This is a genomic window from Rhodococcus sp. NPDC079359, from assembly GCF_040702585.1.
Classification (GTDB): Bacteria; Actinomycetota; Actinomycetes; order Mycobacteriales; family Mycobacteriaceae; genus Rhodococcoides.
In genome coordinates this window covers 493,096-510,342 of the sequence record NZ_JBFBLH010000003.1, presented here as the reverse complement: position 1 = coordinate 510,342, position 17,247 = coordinate 493,096, and the positions used below count along the sequence as shown (strand labels likewise).

The following is a 17,247-nucleotide window of genomic DNA, read 5'->3' as shown; positions in this document are numbered from 1 at the left end:
GGCGTCCGACCGAAGTGTCTAACTCTGTTCGGAGTGTCGGCGGAGTCGGTCGACCAATCCCTGGGTGTACGCGTCGAGATTCGGTACTGCGTCGGGACAGGCGACCATCGCGATCGTCACCACGTCGCCCAGGCCGAAGATTCCGTGATTGAGACACCGGCCGTCTTCGAGGAACGGAAAGCCTGCCGAGAAACGCGCGACGGCACCACACAGCTCGAGGTCCGCGCGGCCACGGTCGACACTGACGACGGTCGTCTGGGCACCGACGTGCGACGGAGAGCGGTCGTGTTGTCGGAATCGGCGTCCCTGTACGAACCGGACGATCGGTGCAGGCACTCGCTCGTCCGCGCGCGCGACGCGGAGCAACGGTGCAGCCGTCACCCTGGCTCGTTCGGCCGCGAGCGACCGAGTGATCAGCTCGGCTCGCTTCGCGATATCGGGTTCTCCGACGTGGAGGTCGACCGTTCCGACCACCGCTCGATTCGCTGCCGGCCACTCCACGTCGCGCGGTAGGGCCATCGGGACGAACGCCGCGACGGTGCCTCCGGTCGCGGACAGCGGCTCGTCGGCGTCGCCGAGATATCGATCGAGGCACGAGCCGACTGCACACAGAGCGGACACTGTCACCGACGCGGCACCCGCGCGGACTTCCGTCTTCTGCATCGGCACTATGCGAACGACCCGATACGGCCCCACGGCCCGGTTCAGCGCCGTGGCCGGCACCGACGGCGGGCCGGGCTGCGACCCCCGGTAGGCGCGAACAGCTCGACGGGCCTCCCACCGTGATCGAACGAGATCGACCGGTGCCCGGACCACCGCGCCAAGAGTGCTCGAAACGGGGTTCTCCCGCTCGGCAGTGAGATTCGGCGACGGCGCCCCACCTGTCGCGGACTGTGGTTCGAAGAGTGCGCGAACCATCCTCGATACGCCCAGCCCGTCGGTCAGGGCGTGCCCGACCTGCAGTATCACCACCGTCACCGCGCCCTGCACCAACGGAGCAGAACCGATTCCACGGACCACGTGCAGGTGCCAGGAGTGCTCTCGGAGATCGAGACGAGTGCGGAGCAGGTCGCCCATCAAGATCTCGAAGTCGGCCCAGGGCGCACCGCCGAGATCGTGATCCGACATCCGCTCGGACAGCGGGGACGTATCGGGTACCCATCGCGGGTAGTCCAGGTTCAGTGGCGCCTCCCGAAGCCGCAGTCCCAGGCCGGGGACCAGCGGTGCGCGGGCCTCCACGTGCGCGACGATCTCGTCGAACGAGGGCGCGGGGCGTTCGACCGAGTCGAACGCCGTCAGTGAGAACTGGTCTCGAGAATCACCGCGGTCACGCGCGAAGTGATAGATGGCGTCCTTGATATCGAGCCGATCCATGCGACGACTGTAGTTCCGGCACCGCGTCGGTGGAACCGAACGATAGGCTCACCAGTCATGAGCGAAAAGATCATCTGGGAGTACTTCACCGCGCCGGTCCTGATTCACGCCACCAAGCAGATTCTCGACAACTACGGCTCCGAGGGCTGGGAGCTCGTCACGATCATGGCGGGACCCAACGGCGGAGACACGTTGGTCGCGTACTTCAAGCGCCCGAAGGTCTGAGCGCGCGTGGCGAATTGGAGCGAACGACTGTCCGAGCTGGGCATCGAGCTGCCCGACGTCGTCCCGCCGCTGGCGGCGTACGTCCCGGCGGTGCAGGTGGGCTCGCTCGTCCACACCTCCGGCCAGTTGCCGATCGTGGACGGAAACCTGACGTCGGTGGGCAAGGTCGGCGGCGACGTCACCGCTGAGGACGCCACCGCAGCGGCGCGCCTCTGCGCCCTGAATGCGCTCGCCGCCGTGCACGCGCTCGTCGGCATCGATTCGGTGGCCCGAGTGATCAAGGCGGTCGGCTTCGTGGCCTCCGCTCCGGGATTCACCGGCCAGCCCGGGGTGATCAACGGGGCGTCGAACGTCATCGGTGAGATCTTCGGCGATGCGGGCAAGCATGCGCGCTCGGCCGTGGGTGTCGCCGAACTGCCACTCGGTGCTTCGGTGGAAGTGGAGCTCATCGTCGAACTGCGCTGACGCGCAGTGGTGTGGCTAGGTGCCCTCTGGGGCACTCAACCACGCCACTGGGGCGGCAGCCGCACTGATCACTTTCTGCAGGTGTAGGCCTCGGTGTACCGAGCATTCGTGATCGACACCCTTGTCGACCGACTCGAGGAATTCGTCCAGCAGGACGGCGAAGCAGTCGGTCGACGAGGTGGATCGATCGGTCAGAGTGGCGATACCGTCGGTGCCGCTGAGCTCGATGCGCATCAGGGACGGCATGATCGGCGTCCGCAGCGACAACTGCACGGTGCTCGTTGCGCCGCCCTCGTGCTCGAGCACCACGGTCCAACTGTCCGACGCCACCTCGCGGTGCGAGTAGGCAACGCGGACAATGGTTCCCAGTGCGGCGTCGAGCAGATCGAACACGTGCGGGCCGATGTCGAGGATCGCCCCGTCGTCGTGTCGCCACTGCGAGTTCGCGTACGCCCCACCGAGGACGGCACCGGAGAACCAGGTTCCCGAGCCCGCTGCCCACGGTCGTCCGGCGACCTCGTCGAGGAATTTCCTTGTCTCCGGGGCGAACCGGAGCGTCAGCGTCACCATCGAGCGCACGCCTGCTGCCGTCACTGCCGCGGCCAGTTCTTCGGCCTCGGCCACCGTTGCGGCAATCGGCTTGTCCAGCAACACATGTTTGCCCACCTGCACCGCGCGGACTGCGTATCCGGCTTGCACGGCCGGTGGTACCGCGAACGCCACCGCATCGACGGCACCCAGCAGGTCGTCGAACGACTCGAAGACCGGTGCCCCCAGATCGGCTGCCGCTTCGGGTCTACGCGCCCATACTCCGGCGAAGTCGATGGCGGGATGGGCGAGTAGCGAGGGGGCTTGAGTCTTACGGGCCCAGGGCCCAGCTCCGACGAGTCCGACCTTCATGAATATCGACGGTAGTCCTCCCGGACACGGCGTGGAGAAGGCGACCTACAGTACTTTCATGGCCGACTCGAACCCCCAGCATCCCGCGTACGGACTTCTCCGGCAGGTGACGCCCACCGCGTCGGTTCTGCTCGCCGACAACCCGGGCAAGATGACGCTCGACGGGACGAACACCTGGATTCTGCAGGCACCGGGGTCGGACGAGTGCATCGTGGTCGATCCCGGGCCGAAGGACAAAGCTCATCTCGACGCCGTCGCCGCGTCGGGCACGGTGGTGCTGACCCTGGTGACCCATCGCCACGCCGATCACACCGGTGGGCTGAAGCGTTTTCATCGAAAGACGGCGGCTCCGGTGCGCGCTGTCGGGGAGAAGTTCCTGCACGGGGACGGCGTGAGCCTGGCCGACGGCGAGGTCATCGAGGCAGCCGGGCTGCGCATCGAGGTTCTGCACACGCCGGGTCACACCGCGGATTCGGCGAGTTTCGTGCTGGACGACGCGATCCTGACGGGAGATACCGTCCTCGGTCGCGGCACGACGGTGCTGGACCCCAAAGACGGTTCGCTCGCGGACTATCTGCAGTCGTTGGACCGGCTCGAAGCGGCCGGCGCGGGGAAGACGGTACTTCCCGGGCACGGGCCGGAGTTGCCGGACACCGCCGAGGTGGCGCGAGCGTATCGCGCCCACCGTCGGCAGCGGCTGGATCAGGTTCGCTCGGCGCTCGCCGAGATCGGCGAGAACGCGAAACCGATGCAGGTGGTACGGCACGTCTATTCCGACGTGGACAAGAAGTTGTGGCCGGCTGCGCGGATGTCGGTCAAGACGCAGCTGGCCTACCTCCGCGAGAGCTAGCGAGCTGCTGTCTCGACGGAACTCGGCCTAGCGAGCTCGGCGTGCCAGACGCTCGGAGTCCGAGATCAGCACGGACTTGCCTTCGAGGCGCAGCCAGCCGCGGTGTGCGAAGTCGGCCAGTGCCTTGTTGACGGTCTCGCGAGACGCGCCGACGAGCTGAGCGATCTCCTCCTGCGTCAGGTCGTGGGTCACGCGCAGCGAGCCCGCTTCCTGGGTGCCGAAGCGCTGGGCCAGCTGGAGCAGCGCCTTCGCGACACGTCCGGGAACGTCGGTGAAGATGAGGTCGGCCAGGTTGTTGTTGGTGCGACGCAACCGGCGAGCCAGGACGCGCAGCAGCTGCTCGGCGATCTCGGGGCGCTGATCGATCCAGTCCTTGAGCGCGGCGCGATCCATGCTGACCGCGCGCACCTCGGTGACCGTGGTGGCCGAGGACGTACGGGGGCCGGGGTCGAAGATCGACAGCTCACCGAACATGTCCGACGGTCCCATGATCGTCAGCAGGTTCTCGCGGCCGTCGGGGGAGCGTCGCCCGAGCTTGATCTTGCCCGAAACGATGATGTAGAGCCGGTCTCCGGGCTCACCCTCGTTGAACACCACGTGCCCACGGGGGAAATCGACAGGCTGCAGCTGCTTCGTCAGTGCCGCAACCGCAGAGGGTTCGACTCCTTGGAAGATGCCGGCCCGTGCCAGGACGTCGTCCACTTGCGCTCCTTTTGGGATGTCGGTGTCGCGGAAACCCGCACCACCGAAAGCGTTTGTACTCAGTTCGTGCCATGCACCGAACTGCGGTGCAGTTCAGGCGTCGACGCCGATCCGATGATCAAACACAACAATTACCTCAGGGGAGTCTACTTCGAGTCGGTGAAAACCGAGTGATCGACGCCACCACAGGTTGCCAGAGGACTCGGGCGTGTGTTCCCGTTCACCCGAAATTCATCCAAATTACGACCAATGGGACGAAACGCGCGCTCAACTGGCTCGTTGGTCGGCCAGGCCGTCGCGCGTGTCGATGGTCCGCGGCGGGGTCTGGCGGCGTTTGCGGGTGTTGAACCGGGCCAATGCGTGCGGGAAGCCCTCGTTCGCCAGGGTGGCGACCTCGGACTTGCTCGCCTGATCGAGGAATTCCTGTACTTCCTGCTCGCGGACGCCGAGCTTGCTCAGACGAAACTCGACCCGTTCCATCGCGAGTGCGAAGAGCATGAGTAGTACCGGAAAGAGCACCACGGCGAGTCCTTGCATACCGGCCAGTTAACACCGAAAAGATCTCGATACAAACACGGTCCGCTGCTGCCGCGAGGAACGTTACGCATTCTTGTCCGTACAGTTGTGGAGTGGATTCGACAGCTCCGAAACGCCCCGACGTGCGCAAACGCGAGGAGACGCACCTCGGGCTGGTGCGTCGAGCTCGGCGAATGAACCGGACGCTGAACACTGCCTTCCCGCATGTGTATTGCGAACTCGACTTCACCACGCCGCTGGAACTGGCCGTCGCGACCATCCTGTCCGCGCAGTGCACCGACAAGCGCGTCAACATGGTCACCCCGGCGCTGTTCGTGAGATACCGCACAGCCCGTGACTACGCCGAGGCCGACCGGACCGAACTCGAGGAGTTCATCCGCACCACCGGCTTCTATCGGAACAAGGCCAACTCGCTGATCGGTCTCGGGCAGAAGTTGCTGGAGAACTTCGACGGCGAGGTGCCCGCGACGCTGACGGACCTCGTCACGCTCCCCGGGATCGGCCGCAAGACGGCCAACGTGGTTCTCGGCAATGCCTTCGATGTTCCGGGGATCACCGTCGACACCCATTTCGGACGGCTCGTACGGCGCTGGCAGTGGACCGAGGAGCAGGACCCGGTCAAGGTCGAGCACGCCGTAGGCGCACTCATCGAGCGCAAGGAGTGGACGCTGCTCTCGCATCGAGTCATCTTTCACGGTCGACGCGTCTGCCACGCTCGTACACCCGCCTGTGGGGTGTGCGTCCTCGCCAAGGACTGCCCCTCGTTCGGGACCGGTCCGACCGACCCCGCAACCGCAGCTGCGTTGGTGAAGGGCCCGGAAACCGATCACCTTCTCGCTCTCGCCGGAATCGTGCCGTGAACAAATCTGCCCTGCGGTGGTCACTCGTCGCTCTGATCCTGGTGGTCGGGATGGTCTACGCGCTGTGGCCCCGGAGCGACGCGCCGACCGCGCAGCCCATGGATTCGCCCGGCCTCGGGCAGCGAACACCGAGCACGGACGAGCGTCGTGCAGTCGACACCCCCGAGGCGCTCGCACCACTGCGTCAGGACGCCGGTCTCGCCGCATGCCCCACGGCGTCGGGCAACGCCGCGGGACCGTTGACGGGCATCACCCTCGAATGCATCGGCGACGGCTCGTACGTCGACCTCGGGCAGGTACTCGCGGGCCGCCCTGCTTTGCTCAACATCTGGGCGTACTGGTGTGGCCCGTGCGCCGAAGAGCTGCCCTATCTGCAGCAGTATGCCGACCGGGCGGGCGAGAAGATCGAGGTCCTGACCGTCCACAACGACGCCAACGAGGCCAACGGCCTGACTCGGCTGACCGATTACGGCGTCACCCTGCCCGGCGTTCAGGACGGCGGCGGCCGCGTCGTCGCCGCCGTCGGAGCACCCAACGTGCTGCCCGTTTCCGTTTTGATATCTGCGGATGGCACTGTCGCCAAGGTGCTGCCACAACCTTTCCGTAGCGTCGACGAGATCGCCGACGCCGTACGCGTGAACCTCGGAGTCGACTCGTGAGCGCACCCGACTGGCTCGGACGCATGCTCGACGTGGCAGGCAGGGCCGGCGGACTGACCGACACCACCGGCATCAACCCCGTGCTGCAGCGTCAGGCACCGCCGTCCGACCGACCGCGGTCCGCCGCTGTGCTGGTGCTGTTCGGCGGCCCCGCCTCCGCAGATCCCACCTCGCCCGGTGGATTGCCCGCCGACGCCGACGTCCTGCTGACGCAGCGCGCGTCGACGCTGCGCGATCACAGCGGGCAGATCGCCTTCCCCGGCGGAGCCACCGACCCGGGCGACGACGGCCCGGTCGGCACGGCTCTGCGCGAGGCGCAGGAGGAAACCGGACTCGATCCGGCAGGCGTCGTGCCACTGGCGACAATGCCCGGCATCTACGTTCCGCCGTCGCGCTTCGATGTGGTTCCGGTGCTCTCGTACTGGCAGCAGCCCAGCCCGGTGCGCGTCGTCGATCCCGGTGAGACCGAGCGAGTGGTGCGAGTTCCATTGCGCGAGTTGCTCGATCCGGACAATCGATTTCAGGTGCGCCACCCTGCGGGCTACCAGGGCCCGGCGTTCGCCGTGCAGGGAATGCTGGTGTGGGGATTCACGGGCGGTATCCTGGCGGGTCTGCTGGCTGTATCGGGCTGGGAGCCCGAGTGGGACACGGGGGACATACGCGATCTGGAGGCCAGCTTGACTGCGGTAGGAGCGAGGCTCGATCGGTGACGGGTTCAGGGTGGGTCGATATCGCGGTGATCGCCATCGCACTGCTGGCGGCGTCGTCGGGATGGCGGCAGGGGGCGGTGGCGTCGGCGCTGGCGTTTCTGGGGGTCGTCCTCGGTGCCGTTGCCGGCATTCTGGTGGCACCGCACGTGCTCGAACACGTCGACGGTGCGCGGACGCGGGTGTTCGTCGGTATCGCACTGATCGTGGTGTTGGTGATCGTCGGTGAAGTCGCCGGCATGGTCCTCGGGCGGGCCTTGCGCAGCGGAATACATTCGCGCGCAGCGAGATCCGTCGACAGCACGGTCGGAGCCGGGCTGCAGGCGGTGGCGGTGCTCGCCGCTGCGTGGCTGCTGGCCATTCCGCTGACGTCGTCCTCGCAGCCCGAGGTGGCCAGTGCGGTGCGCGGGTCGTCGGTGCTCGGTCAGGTCGATCAGGTGGCACCCGACTGGCTGCGGCAGGTACCCGAGGAATTCTCGGCGTTGCTCGACACCTCCGGATTGCCGGACGTCATCGGGCCGTTCGGTCGCACCCCGGTCGCCGAAGTCGCCGCGCCCGATTCCGGTATCGCAGCGGGACCTGTTCCGGTGCAACTGCAATCGAGTGTCATCAAGATCAACGGCATCGCACCGAGCTGCCAGAAGGCTCTCGAAGGCTCCGGTTTCGTCGTCGGATCCGATCTGGTGATGACCAACGCGCACGTCGTCGCCGGCACCTCCGAGGTGACCGTCGATTCGCCAAACGGACCGCTCGACGCAGACGTCGTGCTGTTCGATCCGGAAGAAGACGTTGCGGTGCTTCGTGTTCCACAGTTGCAGGCACCGGTGCTGACCTTCGCCCCGACGCCTGCCGAATCCGGAACCGACGCCATTGTGCTCGGTTACCCCGGCGGCGGCCCGTACACGGCGAGCCCGGCGCGAATCCGCGAGATCATCAACCTCAGCGGCCCCGACATCTACCGCACCGGAACCGTCCAGCGTGAGGTCTACACCGTGCGCGGATCGGTGCGGCAGGGCAATTCCGGCGGACCCCTGGTCAACTCGTCCGGTGAGGTACTCGGAGTCGTGTTCGGCGCTGCCGTCGACGACCCCGACACCGGATTCGTGCTGACCGCGTCGGAGATCGCGGACGAACTTGCACAGAGTTTCGCTGCCCCGGTGCCGGTCGGCACGGGCGACTGCGTCGTCTAGTCGCCAGGGCCTGGCGAAGTCCGGCTGGGCAACAGATGCACACAATCTTGTCTGAGTGGGGTCAGGATCGCTTCGGTCAGTTGCTCCAGCTGGTCGATCCGGCCGGGGGCGAGCTGCTCGAAAACCCGTCGGCGCACTTGCTGCACGTACCCGGGCTCGATGCGGTCCACCGCCTGCGAGCCTGCATCGGTCAATCGTGCCAATGTTCGTCGTGCGTCCTCGGAATCGCTTCGGCGAGTGACCCACAGCTTCTTTTCCATCCTGGTCACGATGCGCGACAGGTGTGAGGGCGTGACGCCTGCGCCCGCGGCCAGCTGCGTCATGTGAACGTCGCTTTCCTCGCTCGTCGACAACCAGCGCAGGACCTGATACTCCGCGTGTGTGAGCCCGTGCTCGTGGCCGAGGTACGCATCGAGGGCGCCCGGTAGCCACATCATCACTCCCACGAGCAGAGACCAGGTTCGGTCTTCCTGAGGCGAGAGGTGCGGGGCATCGGACACGGGTTACACGATAACGTTGCTTGCTGCGGAAAGTATTCGCGGGTAGATTGCTTTCCGCGGGAAGTAATCTCGCACCTGATGCGTAGTACGGAGAAGCAGATGCAGGCAGCGCGATACCACCGTTACGGTGGCCCCGAAGTACTCGTGGTCGAGGACGCACCGGAACCTCACGCGGAGGCGAACACCGTTCGCATCGAGGTCGGAGCCGCGAGCATCAACCCCATCGACTATCTGCTGCGCTCCGGTCGGTTGAGTGATGTGGTGCCGCTCGATCTGCCCGCCATCCCCGGCCGTGACGCGGCCGGAGTGGTCGACGAGGTAGGACCGGGGGTTGTCGGTACGCAGGTCGGAGACGTCGTGTTCGGCGTCGGTGGGATCAGTGACACCACCGCGCAGTACGCAGTACTCACCGCGTGGAGCAGTGCACCCTCGGATTGGAGCATCGAGCACGCTGCGGCCGCCGGGCTCGCTTCGAGCACGGCATCCGCGGTCATCGAGGCTCTCGAGGTCTTCGGGAGTCTGGAAGGGAAGACCGTACTGATCGACGGCGCTTCCGGAGCAGTGGGCACCGCCCTGAGTGTTCTCGCCAGGGATTCGGGGGCCGAGGTGATCGGAACCGGAAGCCCGCGCAATCACGACTATCTGATCGGCCTCGGCGTACGGCCGACCACCTATGGTCCGGGGCTTGCCGAACGGGTCGCCCTCCTCGCGCCGGGCGGGGTGGACGCGGCTGTGCACACGGCGCCGTCATCTCTGCCGGCGGACCTGATCACGCTGGTGGGCGACCCCGCCCGCGTCGTGACCGTCCTGGACGCCGAGGGTGCCGAACGTCTGGGTGCGCGAAAGATCGACGCTCGCAACGAGTCTCAGTTGTTGGAGCGCGCTTCCGAGCTGGGCCGACGCGGAATCTATCTGCCCCGGGTCGACCACACTCTGCCGTTCGCCCAGATCGCCGACGCCCACGCCGTGGCCGAGCGGGGAAGCGGCAAGGTCGTCGTCACCATGCGGTGACCCACCGCCGCGCGTAATCGAGCGCGTTCAGATTTCGCGCACGACGCGCAGGATTTCCTCGGACACCACGTCGGGTGCTTCCTGGTGGACGTAATGTCCCACGTCGCGCACTGTTCGACGCGTCAGTCCCGGTGCCCAGTGCCGATCGCGATCGAGGGTGGTGGGCAGCACGTACGGGTCGAGGTCGCCGCTGATCTGCGCGACGGGAATCGAGGTGCGCACGTCCACGGCGGCCATGAAGCGGCGTCCCTCGGCGCGGAACTGGCTGCGGAACGCCCAGCGCTGATATTCGAGCGCGCAGTGCGCAGCACCCGGAATCCGGATGGCCGAGCTCATCTTGGCCGCGGTGTCCGCATAGTCCTCGGTGTTCTTCCACGCGGACCCGGCGCGGCTGCTCATCAACTCGCCCACCGCAGCTCCGCCTCGGCGCGTCAGCAGCCTCTCCGGGCGCAGCGGAACCTGGTAGCGAACGAAATGCGGTAGCAGCGCAGCGCGTTGCGCGGAATCCTTCAACACCGCTCGCCGCAGCGAGATGGGGTGCGGTGCGTTGATCAGCACCATCGAGCTCACCAAGCGGGGGTGCAACGCCGCACTGGCCCAGCAGACGAGACCGCCGTCGGCGTGACCGACGAAGGTGGCGTGCGGGTATCCCAGAGCGCGAACCAGTCCGACGATGTCGCCGGCCAGTGTCCACCCGTCGTATCCGCGTGGGGGCTTGTCGGAGTCACCGTAACCGCGCAGGTCGACGGCGATTGCCCGGACGCCGGACCGAGCGAGTGCGGCAAGTTGGTGTCGCCACGAATACCAGAAGTCGGCGAAGCCGTGCAGCAGGACCACCAGCGGTGCGTCCGGTGCATGTTCGCCGACCTCGACGACGTGGAACCGGATTCCGTTGGCGTGGATGTCGCGATGGATCCACTGTCCCGGATACCGGACCGTGGACGGATCGGGCTGATTCATACTGCTCGATTCGCCCGGGCTACTACTTCTTGTAGCCGGGAACCCCGGGGATGGAATCGTGCTGGTTCGGCAGCACCGTCGACGCCTGCTTGAGCGAGTCGATGGTCTTCTCGGGCTTGCGCAGTTTCTTGACCCTGCGGTAGCCGAGGAATCCGAACAGCGCCGCAGCCAACACCATGAACGCGAACACGATGAGGAATGCGGCCCAACGGTAGAGCCACACGTCGAGCAGCTCGGCCGCGAAGAAGAAGAAGAAGAAGGTGCTGAACAGCAGAACCGTCAGGGCGATGATGAAGAAGACGCTGCCCTGCAGACCCTTCTTGACCTCACCGGTGACCTCGGCCTTGGCGAGGGCGACTTCGGCGCGCACGAGCGTCGAGACCTGGGTGGTGGCGTCCTTGACGAGGTTTCCGATGCTGGCGCTACCAGGGGTGCGGGCATCGACATCGGTCAGAGGTATCGATGAAATCGTGTTCGGGACGCCGTTTCCGTATCCCTTGTCATTGCTGACGCTCAACTCTCGACCCCTTGTAATCGCTCTGCTCGGTGTTGTGCGGAAGATCGTATCGACAGTAGTGCCTGGGTAGCAGATTAACTGTTCCGCGAAGGGCGAGCGACGCTCGGCCCTCGTTTGGACGCGTACCTCGGTACCGCTTCCCGCAAACTCGCCGATCTTGCGCGATCGGGCACCGGACACGCCCGGGTCGTGAAATTCTCAGGTGTTCATCAGGTAATTTGCAGGGAACTTCCCCCTTTCAGGAGCATTCGTGAGTTCAACACACGCCGTCGCCGACGGCGCAATTCCCGCACCTCAGGTGCCGCGGTCACGCATCGTGATCGCGTCGATGGTCGGCACGTCCATCGAATTCTTCGACTTCTACATCTACGCGACCGCCGCAGTGCTCGTCTTCCCGCGTCTGTTCTTCCCGGCGGGCAACGACACCACGGCGCTGCTGGCGTCGTTCGCGACGTTCGGTCTGGCGTTCGTGGCGCGACCCATCGGGTCGATTCTGTTCGGCCACTTCGGTGATCGCATCGGGCGCAAGGCGACCCTCGTCGGCTCCCTGCTCACGATGGGCGTCGCGACGTTCGCGATCGGCCTGTTGCCGACGTACGCCGCGGTGGGTCTGTGGGCACCGGCCCTGCTGGCGATCATGCGCTTCACCCAGGGTGTCGGTCTCGGTGGTGAGTGGAGCGGTGCAGCATTGCTGGCGACCGAAACCGCGAAGCCGGGCAAGCGAGCCTGGGCCGCGATGTACCCGCAGCTGGGCGCGCCCATCGGCTTCTTCTTCGCCAACGGCATCTTCCTGCTCATCGTCATCGCGACGGGCTACGATTCTGCGAACTCCGGCACCGACCATGCGTTTCTCACGTGGGGCTGGCGAATCCCGTTCCTGCTCAGCGCGATCATGGTGATCATCGGTCTGTACGTCCGGCTCAAGCTCGAGGAGACGCCGGTGTTCAAGCTGGCCGTCGAGCGCGGGCAGAAGGTCAAGACTCCGCTGGCTCAGGTGTTCAAGACCAGCTGGCGTCAGCTGATCATCGGTACCTTCGTCATGCTCGCCACCTACACGCTCTTCTACATCATGACCACGTGGGTGGTCAGCTACGGAACGGGCAAGGTCTCCGACGTCAACGGGCCCAAGCTGGCCATTCCGTACACCGACTTCCTGGAACTGCAGCTCATCGCCGTGCTGTTCTTCGCGGCTCTGATTCCGGTCGCCGGACTGCTCGCCGACAAGTACGGCCGCCGTCCCACGCTCATCGTCATCACCACGGCGATCGTGCTGTTCGGCCTGTCGTTCCACTGGTTCGCCGACCCGGCGTCCGCGTCGGCAGGCAAGATGCTGGTGTTCATGTGCGTCGGTCTCGGCCTGATGGGTCTGACCTTCGGACCGATGAGTGCCGTTCTGCCCGAGCTGTTTCCGACCAACGTGCGCTACACGGGCTCGGGGATCTCGTACAACACCGCGTCGATCCTCGGGGCCGCAGTCGCCCCGTTCATCGCCACCTGGCTGGTGAGCAGCTACGGCGTCGGCTGGGTGGGCGTCTACCTCGCCATCGCCGCAGCGTTGACGCTGATCTCGTTGATCATCATGAAAGAAACACGGGATCAGTCGCTCGACAGCGTGTGAGCGGCTGCGCCGCACGTGAGCGGAAACTCGTAGCAGGGGTCGAGTTTCCGCTCACCTGCGCTGAGCGCTAGCGGCCCTTCTTGATCGCCTCGAACACCTTCGGGTCGACGAGGGTGGACACGTCGCCGAGTTCGCGGCCCTCGGCCACGTCGCGCAGTAGGCGACGCATGATCTTGCCGGATCGCGTCTTCGGCAGCTCGGGCACGATGGAGATCTCGCGTGGCCGGGCGATCGGTGAAATCTCCTTGGAGACCTGAGCTTTGAGCTCCGCGATCAACGCGTCGCCGGTGTTCTCCTCGCCGGCCCGCAGGATGACGAACGCGACGATGCCCTGACCGGTGGTGTCGTCGGCGGCACCGACGACAGCCGCCTCGGCGACACTGTGATGGGTGACCAGTGCCGATTCCACCTCGGACGTCGAGATGCGGTGGCCCGAGACGTTCATGACGTCGTCGACGCGGCCGAGAACCCAGAGTGCGCCGTCCTCGTCGTACTTGGCACCGTCACCGGCGAAGTACCAGCCTTCTTCGGCGTAGCGGGACCAGTAGGTGTCCTTGTAGCGGTCCATATCGCCCCAGATGCCGCGCAGCATCGCAGGCCACGGCTCGTCGAGCACGAGATATCCGTTGCCGCCGTTGCCGAGTGGCTTGGCGTCGTCGTCGACGATCTTGGCGCAGATACCCGGTAGCGGGGTCATTGCGGAGCCGGGCTTGGTGGATGTGACGCCGGGCAGTGGGGAGATCATGATCGCGCCGGTCTCGGTCTGCCACCAGGTGTCGACGATCGGTGCGGTGCCGCCGCCGACGACGTCGCGGAACCACCGCCACGCTTCGGGGTTGATGGGCTCACCGACGGAGCCGAGCAGACGGATCGAGCTCAGATCGTGTGCCTCGGGAATCTCCTTGCCCCACTTCATGAATGTGCGAACGAGGGTGGGGGAGGTGTAGTAGATCGAGACCTTGTACTTCTCGATGACGTTCCAATGCCGGTGCTCGTCGGGCGAATTGGGCGTGCCCTCGTAGACGACCTGCGTTGCGCGGTTCGAGAGCGGGCCGTAGACGATGTAGGAGTGCCCGGTGACCCAGCCGATGTCGGCGGTGCACCAGTAGACGTCCTTGCCTGCCTTGTGGTCGAAGACGTTGTGGTGGGTGTACGAGGTCTGCGTCAGGTAGCCGCCGGAGGTGTGGATGATGCCCTTCGGCTTACCCGTCGTACCGGAGGTGTACAGGATGAACAGCGGGTGCTCGGCCGGGAAGGGCTGTGCCTCATGCTCTTTCGACGCCTTCGCGACGGTCTCGTGCCACCACAGGTCGCGTCCGTCGGTCCACGAGACCTCGGAGTCGGTGCGCTTGACGACGAGCACGTGTTCGATCGAGGCAGCCCCGTCGACGGCCTCGTCGACGGTGTCCTTGATGGGAGCGGGCTTGCCGCGTCGCCACTGACCGTCGGTGGTGATGACGAGCTTGGCCTCGGCATCGTCGATGCGCGAGCGCAGCGCGGTGGCCGAGAAGCCGGCGAAGACGACGGAGTGGGTCAGGCCGAGGCGGGCGCATGCGAGCATCGAGACGATGGCCTCGGGAATCATGGGCATGTAGATCGCAACGCGGTCGCCGGAGACGAGGCCGAGTTCGGTCAGCGTGTTGGCGGCCTGGCTGACGTCCGCGAGCAGATCGGAGTACGTGACGTCGCGGCTATCGCCGGGCTCGCCTTCCCAGTGAATGGCCACCTGGTCGCCGTGGCCGTCGAGGACGTGGCGGTCGACGCAGTTGTAGGCGACGTTGAGCTCGCCGTCGGCGAACCACTTGGCGACGGGGGCGTCGGACCAGTCGAGTACCTCGGTGAACGGGGTGTGCCAGTGCAGCCGGCGAGCCTGCTCGGCCCAGAAGCCGAGTCGATCGTTCTCCGCGGCGGCGTAGAGGTCGGCTCCGGCGTTGGCCTGAGCGGCGAACTCGGCCGAGGGCGCGTAGGAGGCAACCGCGGTCTCGTCGGTTCCGGAGGTACTGGTCGTCATCTCGAATAGCTCACTTTCGTCCGGTGCATTTCGCTCATGAAACTGCACTTCCGTGCCTGTCTCGAGCCCCTTGTGAGGGTAGTCACATGTGATGGCAATCGCACCGTTGCAATCGCCTGCAACCCCCTGATCTGCGGTGATCGGTAGTTTCTGCACGCTGGGCGGTAATCGGGGCCGTCGGCGCGCACCCCGGGCGACGCCGATGTCCGAACTGTGAGAAATCGACTTGCCGAAACGTTTCGATCATGTTTCCGGCTTACTCACGGGTCAGCAAAATCTGGGGGAGTTCACATGTTCGTTTCAGGATGTGTCTAAAGTCCATCCCATCAGATCGTTGGAACGGCCCACCTGCCGTGCCATGCGGTCGCCCACGAATCCCCGGGCGTCGCGCCCGAGGAACTGAGCACGGACGACCCCGTGTTCACATCTGGATGGAGGATTTTCTTGCGTATCAAACGTGCCGCGGTAGTCACCACGGCTGTGCTGATGAGTGCGAGCCTGCTCGCCGCCTGTGGCGGCGGAGGCTCGAGCTCCGGCGGTAGCGCCGACGGTATCTACAGCATCTACATCGGCGAGCCCGAGAACCCGCTGATTCCGGGCAACACCACCGAGAGCGAGGGCAGCCAGGTTCTCGAGGCGCTCTTCACTCCGTTGGTCACGTTCAACGACGAGGACAACAGCGTCGAGTACAACGGTGTTGCCGAGTCCGTCGAGTCCGAGGACAACACCACCTGGACCGTCAAGCTCAAGGACGGCTGGACCTTCCACGACGGCACCCCCGTCACGGCCGAGTCCTACACCAAAGCCTGGAGCTACAACGCGTTGAGTACCAACGCTTTCGGTGCCTCCTACTTCTTCGAGAACATCGAAGGCTACGCAGACCTGCAGGGCAGCGACACCGCCGAGCCCGTCGCGACCGAACTGAGCGGACTGAGCGTCGTCGACGACACGACCTTCACCGTCAAGCTCAACGGACCGTTCGCGATCTTCCCGCTCACGCTGGGATACACCGCATTCGACCCGCTGCCAGAGGCGTTCTATGCCGACCCCGACGCCTACGGCGCTCGCCCGATCGGTAACGGCCCGTTCAAGGCCGACGAGGACTTCGTTCCCGGACAGGGATTCACCGTCACCAAGTACGACGATTACGCAGGCGACAATGCGGCACAGTCCGCAGGCGTCAACTTCAAGGTCTACACCGAGGTGAGCACCGGTTACAACGACGTTCAGGGTGGCGGACTCGACGTCATGCTCGACCTCCCCGAGGACGCATGGGCCACTGCCCGCGACACGTTCGGTGACCGGTACGGCGAGCGCGCACGTCCCGACATCACCTCGCTCGGCTTCCCGACGTACGATCCGCGATTCCAGGATCCGAACGTGCGTAAGGCATTCTCGATGGCCATCGATCGCCAGGCCATCGCGACCGCGATCTTCACCGATACCCGCACTCCGGCAGGATCTTTCGCGTCGCCCGTCGTCGACGGCTACCGCGAGGACGCCTGCGGTGCCAACTGCGAGCTCAACGCGGACGAGGCCAACCGTCTGCTCGACGAGGCCGGATTCGACCGCAGCCAGCCGGTGGATCTGTGGTTCAACGCCGGTGCGGGCCACGACTCGTGGATGACCGCCGTGGGCAACCAGCTGCGTGACAACCTGGGCGTGAACTACGCACTGCGCGGTGACCTCCAGTTCGCGCAGTACCTGCCGCTGCAGGACGCTCAGGGCATGACCGGCCCGTTCCGTTCGGGCTGGATCATGGACTACCCGTCGATCTACAACTTCCTCTCCCCGTTGTACTCGGCAGCCGCAACCCCGCCTGCAGGTAGCAACTACGTCTTCTTCAACGATCCGGCATTCGACGCCGCGCTGGCCGAAGGCAACAACGCTGCAGATATCGACGCTGCAACCGCGGACTACCAGAAGGCAGAGGACATCCTGATCGACCAGATGCCCGCTACTCCGCTGTTCTACGGCCTGAACCAGGCTGTGTGGTCCGATCGCGTCTCCGACGTCAAGATCGACAACCGAGGCAACATCATCCTCGAGGACGTCGTAGTCAGCTGACGACACACCCAGGTGGGTGGCAGCCGAGCGTGATCGGCTGTCACCCACCGGGTCTCGTTCAACCGTGGGGCGCATCCGCCCCACACCGACCTGC

18 protein-coding genes are annotated in these 17,247 nt (G+C 65.6%); 10 read left to right on the top strand and 8 right to left on the bottom strand.

Annotated features, from left to right (window positions below):
• Positions 1–18 precede the first annotated feature (18 nt).
• On the bottom strand, positions 19–1,374 hold the full coding sequence (locus AB0362_RS10760; RefSeq protein ID WP_366235570.1) for a wax ester/triacylglycerol synthase domain-containing protein: 1,356 nt from the start codon (positions 1,372–1,374) through the stop codon (positions 19–21).
• Positions 1,375–1,431: 57 nt separating this feature from the next.
• On the opposite strand from AB0362_RS10760, the gene AB0362_RS10755 reads away from it, so the two are divergent.
• Together AB0362_RS10755 and AB0362_RS10750 are read left to right on the top strand one after the other, a co-directional pair.
• On the top strand, positions 1,432–1,599 hold the full coding sequence (locus AB0362_RS10755) for a DUF4177 domain-containing protein (RefSeq protein ID WP_094638696.1): 168 nt from the start codon (positions 1,432–1,434) through the stop codon (positions 1,597–1,599).
• 6 nt (positions 1,600–1,605) lie between these two features.
• Entirely contained in the window at positions 1,606–2,064 is a 459-nt protein-coding gene (locus tag AB0362_RS10750) for a RidA family protein (protein ID WP_068054093.1), read from the top strand.
• A gap of 15 nt (positions 2,065–2,079) precedes the next feature.
• Here the strand turns inward: AB0362_RS10750 and AB0362_RS10745 are convergent, their stop codons facing one another.
• Entirely contained in the window at positions 2,080–2,964 is an 885-nt protein-coding gene (locus tag AB0362_RS10745) for a Gfo/Idh/MocA family oxidoreductase (RefSeq protein ID WP_366235569.1), read from the bottom strand.
• Positions 2,965–3,022: 58 nt separating this feature from the next.
• On the opposite strand from AB0362_RS10745, the gene AB0362_RS10740 reads away from it, so the two are divergent.
• On the top strand, positions 3,023–3,814 hold the full coding sequence (locus tag AB0362_RS10740; RefSeq protein WP_366235568.1) for an MBL fold metallo-hydrolase: 792 nt from the start codon (positions 3,023–3,025) through the stop codon (positions 3,812–3,814).
• A gap of 27 nt (positions 3,815–3,841) precedes the next feature.
• On the opposite strand, the gene AB0362_RS10735 is transcribed toward AB0362_RS10740, so the two are convergent.
• Together AB0362_RS10735 and AB0362_RS10730 are read right to left on the bottom strand one after the other, a co-directional pair.
• Positions 3,842–4,516 carry a Crp/Fnr family transcriptional regulator gene (locus AB0362_RS10735; protein ID WP_027494494.1) on the bottom strand — a complete coding sequence of 225 codons (675 nt, stop codon included), beginning with the start codon at positions 4,514–4,516 and terminating at the stop codon, positions 3,842–3,844.
• Between the two features lie 267 nt (positions 4,517–4,783).
• Entirely contained in the window at positions 4,784–5,053 is a 270-nt protein-coding gene (locus AB0362_RS10730; RefSeq protein WP_068054099.1) for a hypothetical protein, read from the bottom strand.
• Positions 5,054–5,226: 173 nt separating this feature from the next.
• Here AB0362_RS10730 and nth point away from each other — a divergent pair, with 173 nt between their 5' ends.
• Genes nth through marP form a run of 4 tightly spaced genes read left to right on the top strand, consistent with a single transcriptional unit; the run spans position 5,227 to position 8,469 of the window.
• On the top strand, positions 5,227–5,913 hold the full coding sequence (nth, locus tag AB0362_RS10725; protein ID WP_366235630.1) for an endonuclease III: 687 nt from the start codon (positions 5,227–5,229) through the stop codon (positions 5,911–5,913).
• Between the two features lie 50 nt (positions 5,914–5,963).
• Positions 5,964–6,572 carry a TlpA disulfide reductase family protein gene (locus AB0362_RS10720; protein ID WP_317809701.1) on the top strand — a complete coding sequence of 203 codons (609 nt, stop codon included), beginning with the start codon at positions 5,964–5,966 and terminating at the stop codon, positions 6,570–6,572.
• Positions 6,573–6,595: 23 nt separating this feature from the next.
• Positions 6,596–7,282, top strand: coding sequence for a CoA pyrophosphatase (locus AB0362_RS10715; protein WP_068054125.1), 687 nt, complete (start codon positions 6,596–6,598; stop codon positions 7,280–7,282).
• Positions 7,279–8,469, top strand: a complete 1,191-nt coding sequence (gene marP, locus AB0362_RS10710) for an acid resistance serine protease MarP (protein WP_317809552.1) — start codon at positions 7,279–7,281, stop codon at positions 8,467–8,469. Before AB0362_RS10715 ends, marP begins: the two co-directional genes overlap by 4 nt.
• On the opposite strand, the gene AB0362_RS10705 is transcribed toward marP, so the two are convergent.
• Positions 8,466–8,969: a MarR family winged helix-turn-helix transcriptional regulator gene (locus tag AB0362_RS10705; RefSeq protein ID WP_366235567.1), complete on the bottom strand. Its 504-nt coding sequence runs from the start codon at positions 8,967–8,969 to the stop codon at positions 8,466–8,468. The two genes, marP and AB0362_RS10705, sit on opposite strands and share 4 nt — an antisense overlap.
• A 99-nt stretch (positions 8,970–9,068) precedes the next feature.
• Here AB0362_RS10705 and AB0362_RS10700 point away from each other — a divergent pair, with 99 nt between their 5' ends.
• The gene (locus AB0362_RS10700) at positions 9,069–9,980 is read left to right on the top strand and encodes an NADP-dependent oxidoreductase (protein WP_366235629.1); all 912 of its coding nucleotides are present in this window, start codon (positions 9,069–9,071) and stop codon (positions 9,978–9,980) included.
• Positions 9,981–10,007: 27 nt separating this feature from the next.
• On the opposite strand, the gene AB0362_RS10695 is transcribed toward AB0362_RS10700, so the two are convergent.
• Both AB0362_RS10695 and AB0362_RS10690 read right to left on the bottom strand, forming a co-directional pair.
• A complete protein-coding gene (locus tag AB0362_RS10695) occupies positions 10,008–10,940 on the bottom strand; it encodes an alpha/beta hydrolase (RefSeq protein WP_317533229.1) in 933 nt (310 codons plus the stop codon).
• Positions 10,941–10,962: 22 nt separating this feature from the next.
• On the bottom strand, positions 10,963–11,457 hold the full coding sequence (locus tag AB0362_RS10690) for a phage holin family protein (protein ID WP_068054119.1): 495 nt from the start codon (positions 11,455–11,457) through the stop codon (positions 10,963–10,965).
• Between the two features lie 250 nt (positions 11,458–11,707).
• Between AB0362_RS10690 and AB0362_RS10685 the strand changes: the two genes are divergently transcribed.
• A complete protein-coding gene (locus AB0362_RS10685; protein ID WP_188078774.1) occupies positions 11,708–13,075 on the top strand; it encodes an MFS transporter in 1,368 nt (455 codons plus the stop codon).
• Positions 13,076–13,142: 67 nt separating this feature from the next.
• Here the strand turns inward: AB0362_RS10685 and acs are convergent, their stop codons facing one another.
• Positions 13,143–15,086 carry an acetate--CoA ligase gene (gene acs, locus AB0362_RS10680; protein ID WP_149407304.1) on the bottom strand — a complete coding sequence of 648 codons (1,944 nt, stop codon included), beginning with the start codon at positions 15,084–15,086 and terminating at the stop codon, positions 13,143–13,145.
• 486 nt (positions 15,087–15,572) lie between these two features.
• On the opposite strand from acs, the gene AB0362_RS10675 reads away from it, so the two are divergent.
• Complete coding sequence (locus AB0362_RS10675; protein ID WP_176460169.1) at positions 15,573–17,153, top strand: ABC transporter substrate-binding protein; 1,581 nt, start codon at positions 15,573–15,575, stop codon at positions 17,151–17,153.
• The last annotated feature ends 94 nt before the right edge of the window (positions 17,154–17,247 follow it).

Excerpts from the sequence above, each read along its gene's own strand:
- AB0362_RS10760 (WP_366235570.1), bottom strand. The coding sequence starts at position 1,374 with ATGGATCGGCTCGATATCAAGGACGCCATCTATCACTTCGCGCGTGAC.
- AB0362_RS10755 (WP_094638696.1), top strand. The coding sequence starts at position 1,432 with ATGAGCGAAAAGATCATCTGGGAGTACTTCACCGCGCCGGTCCTGATT.
- AB0362_RS10745 (WP_366235569.1), bottom strand. The coding sequence starts at position 2,964 with ATGAAGGTCGGACTCGTCGGAGCTGGGCCCTGGGCCCGTAAGACTCAA.
- AB0362_RS10740 (WP_366235568.1), top strand. The coding sequence starts at position 3,023 with ATGGCCGACTCGAACCCCCAGCATCCCGCGTACGGACTTCTCCGGCAG.
- AB0362_RS10730 (WP_068054099.1), bottom strand. The coding sequence starts at position 5,053 with ATGCAAGGACTCGCCGTGGTGCTCTTTCCGGTACTACTCATGCTCTTC.
- nth (WP_366235630.1), top strand. The coding sequence starts at position 5,227 with ATGAACCGGACGCTGAACACTGCCTTCCCGCATGTGTATTGCGAACTC.
- AB0362_RS10720 (WP_317809701.1), top strand. The coding sequence starts at position 5,964 with ATGGTCTACGCGCTGTGGCCCCGGAGCGACGCGCCGACCGCGCAGCCC.
- AB0362_RS10715 (WP_068054125.1), top strand. The coding sequence starts at position 6,596 with ATGCTCGACGTGGCAGGCAGGGCCGGCGGACTGACCGACACCACCGGC.
- AB0362_RS10700 (WP_366235629.1), top strand. The coding sequence starts at position 9,069 with ATGCAGGCAGCGCGATACCACCGTTACGGTGGCCCCGAAGTACTCGTG.
- AB0362_RS10695 (WP_317533229.1), bottom strand. The coding sequence starts at position 10,940 with ATGAATCAGCCCGATCCGTCCACGGTCCGGTATCCGGGACAGTGGATC.
- acs (WP_149407304.1), bottom strand. The coding sequence starts at position 15,086 with ATGACGACCAGTACCTCCGGAACCGACGAGACCGCGGTTGCCTCCTAC.
- AB0362_RS10675 (WP_176460169.1), top strand. The coding sequence starts at position 15,573 with ATGAGTGCGAGCCTGCTCGCCGCCTGTGGCGGCGGAGGCTCGAGCTCC.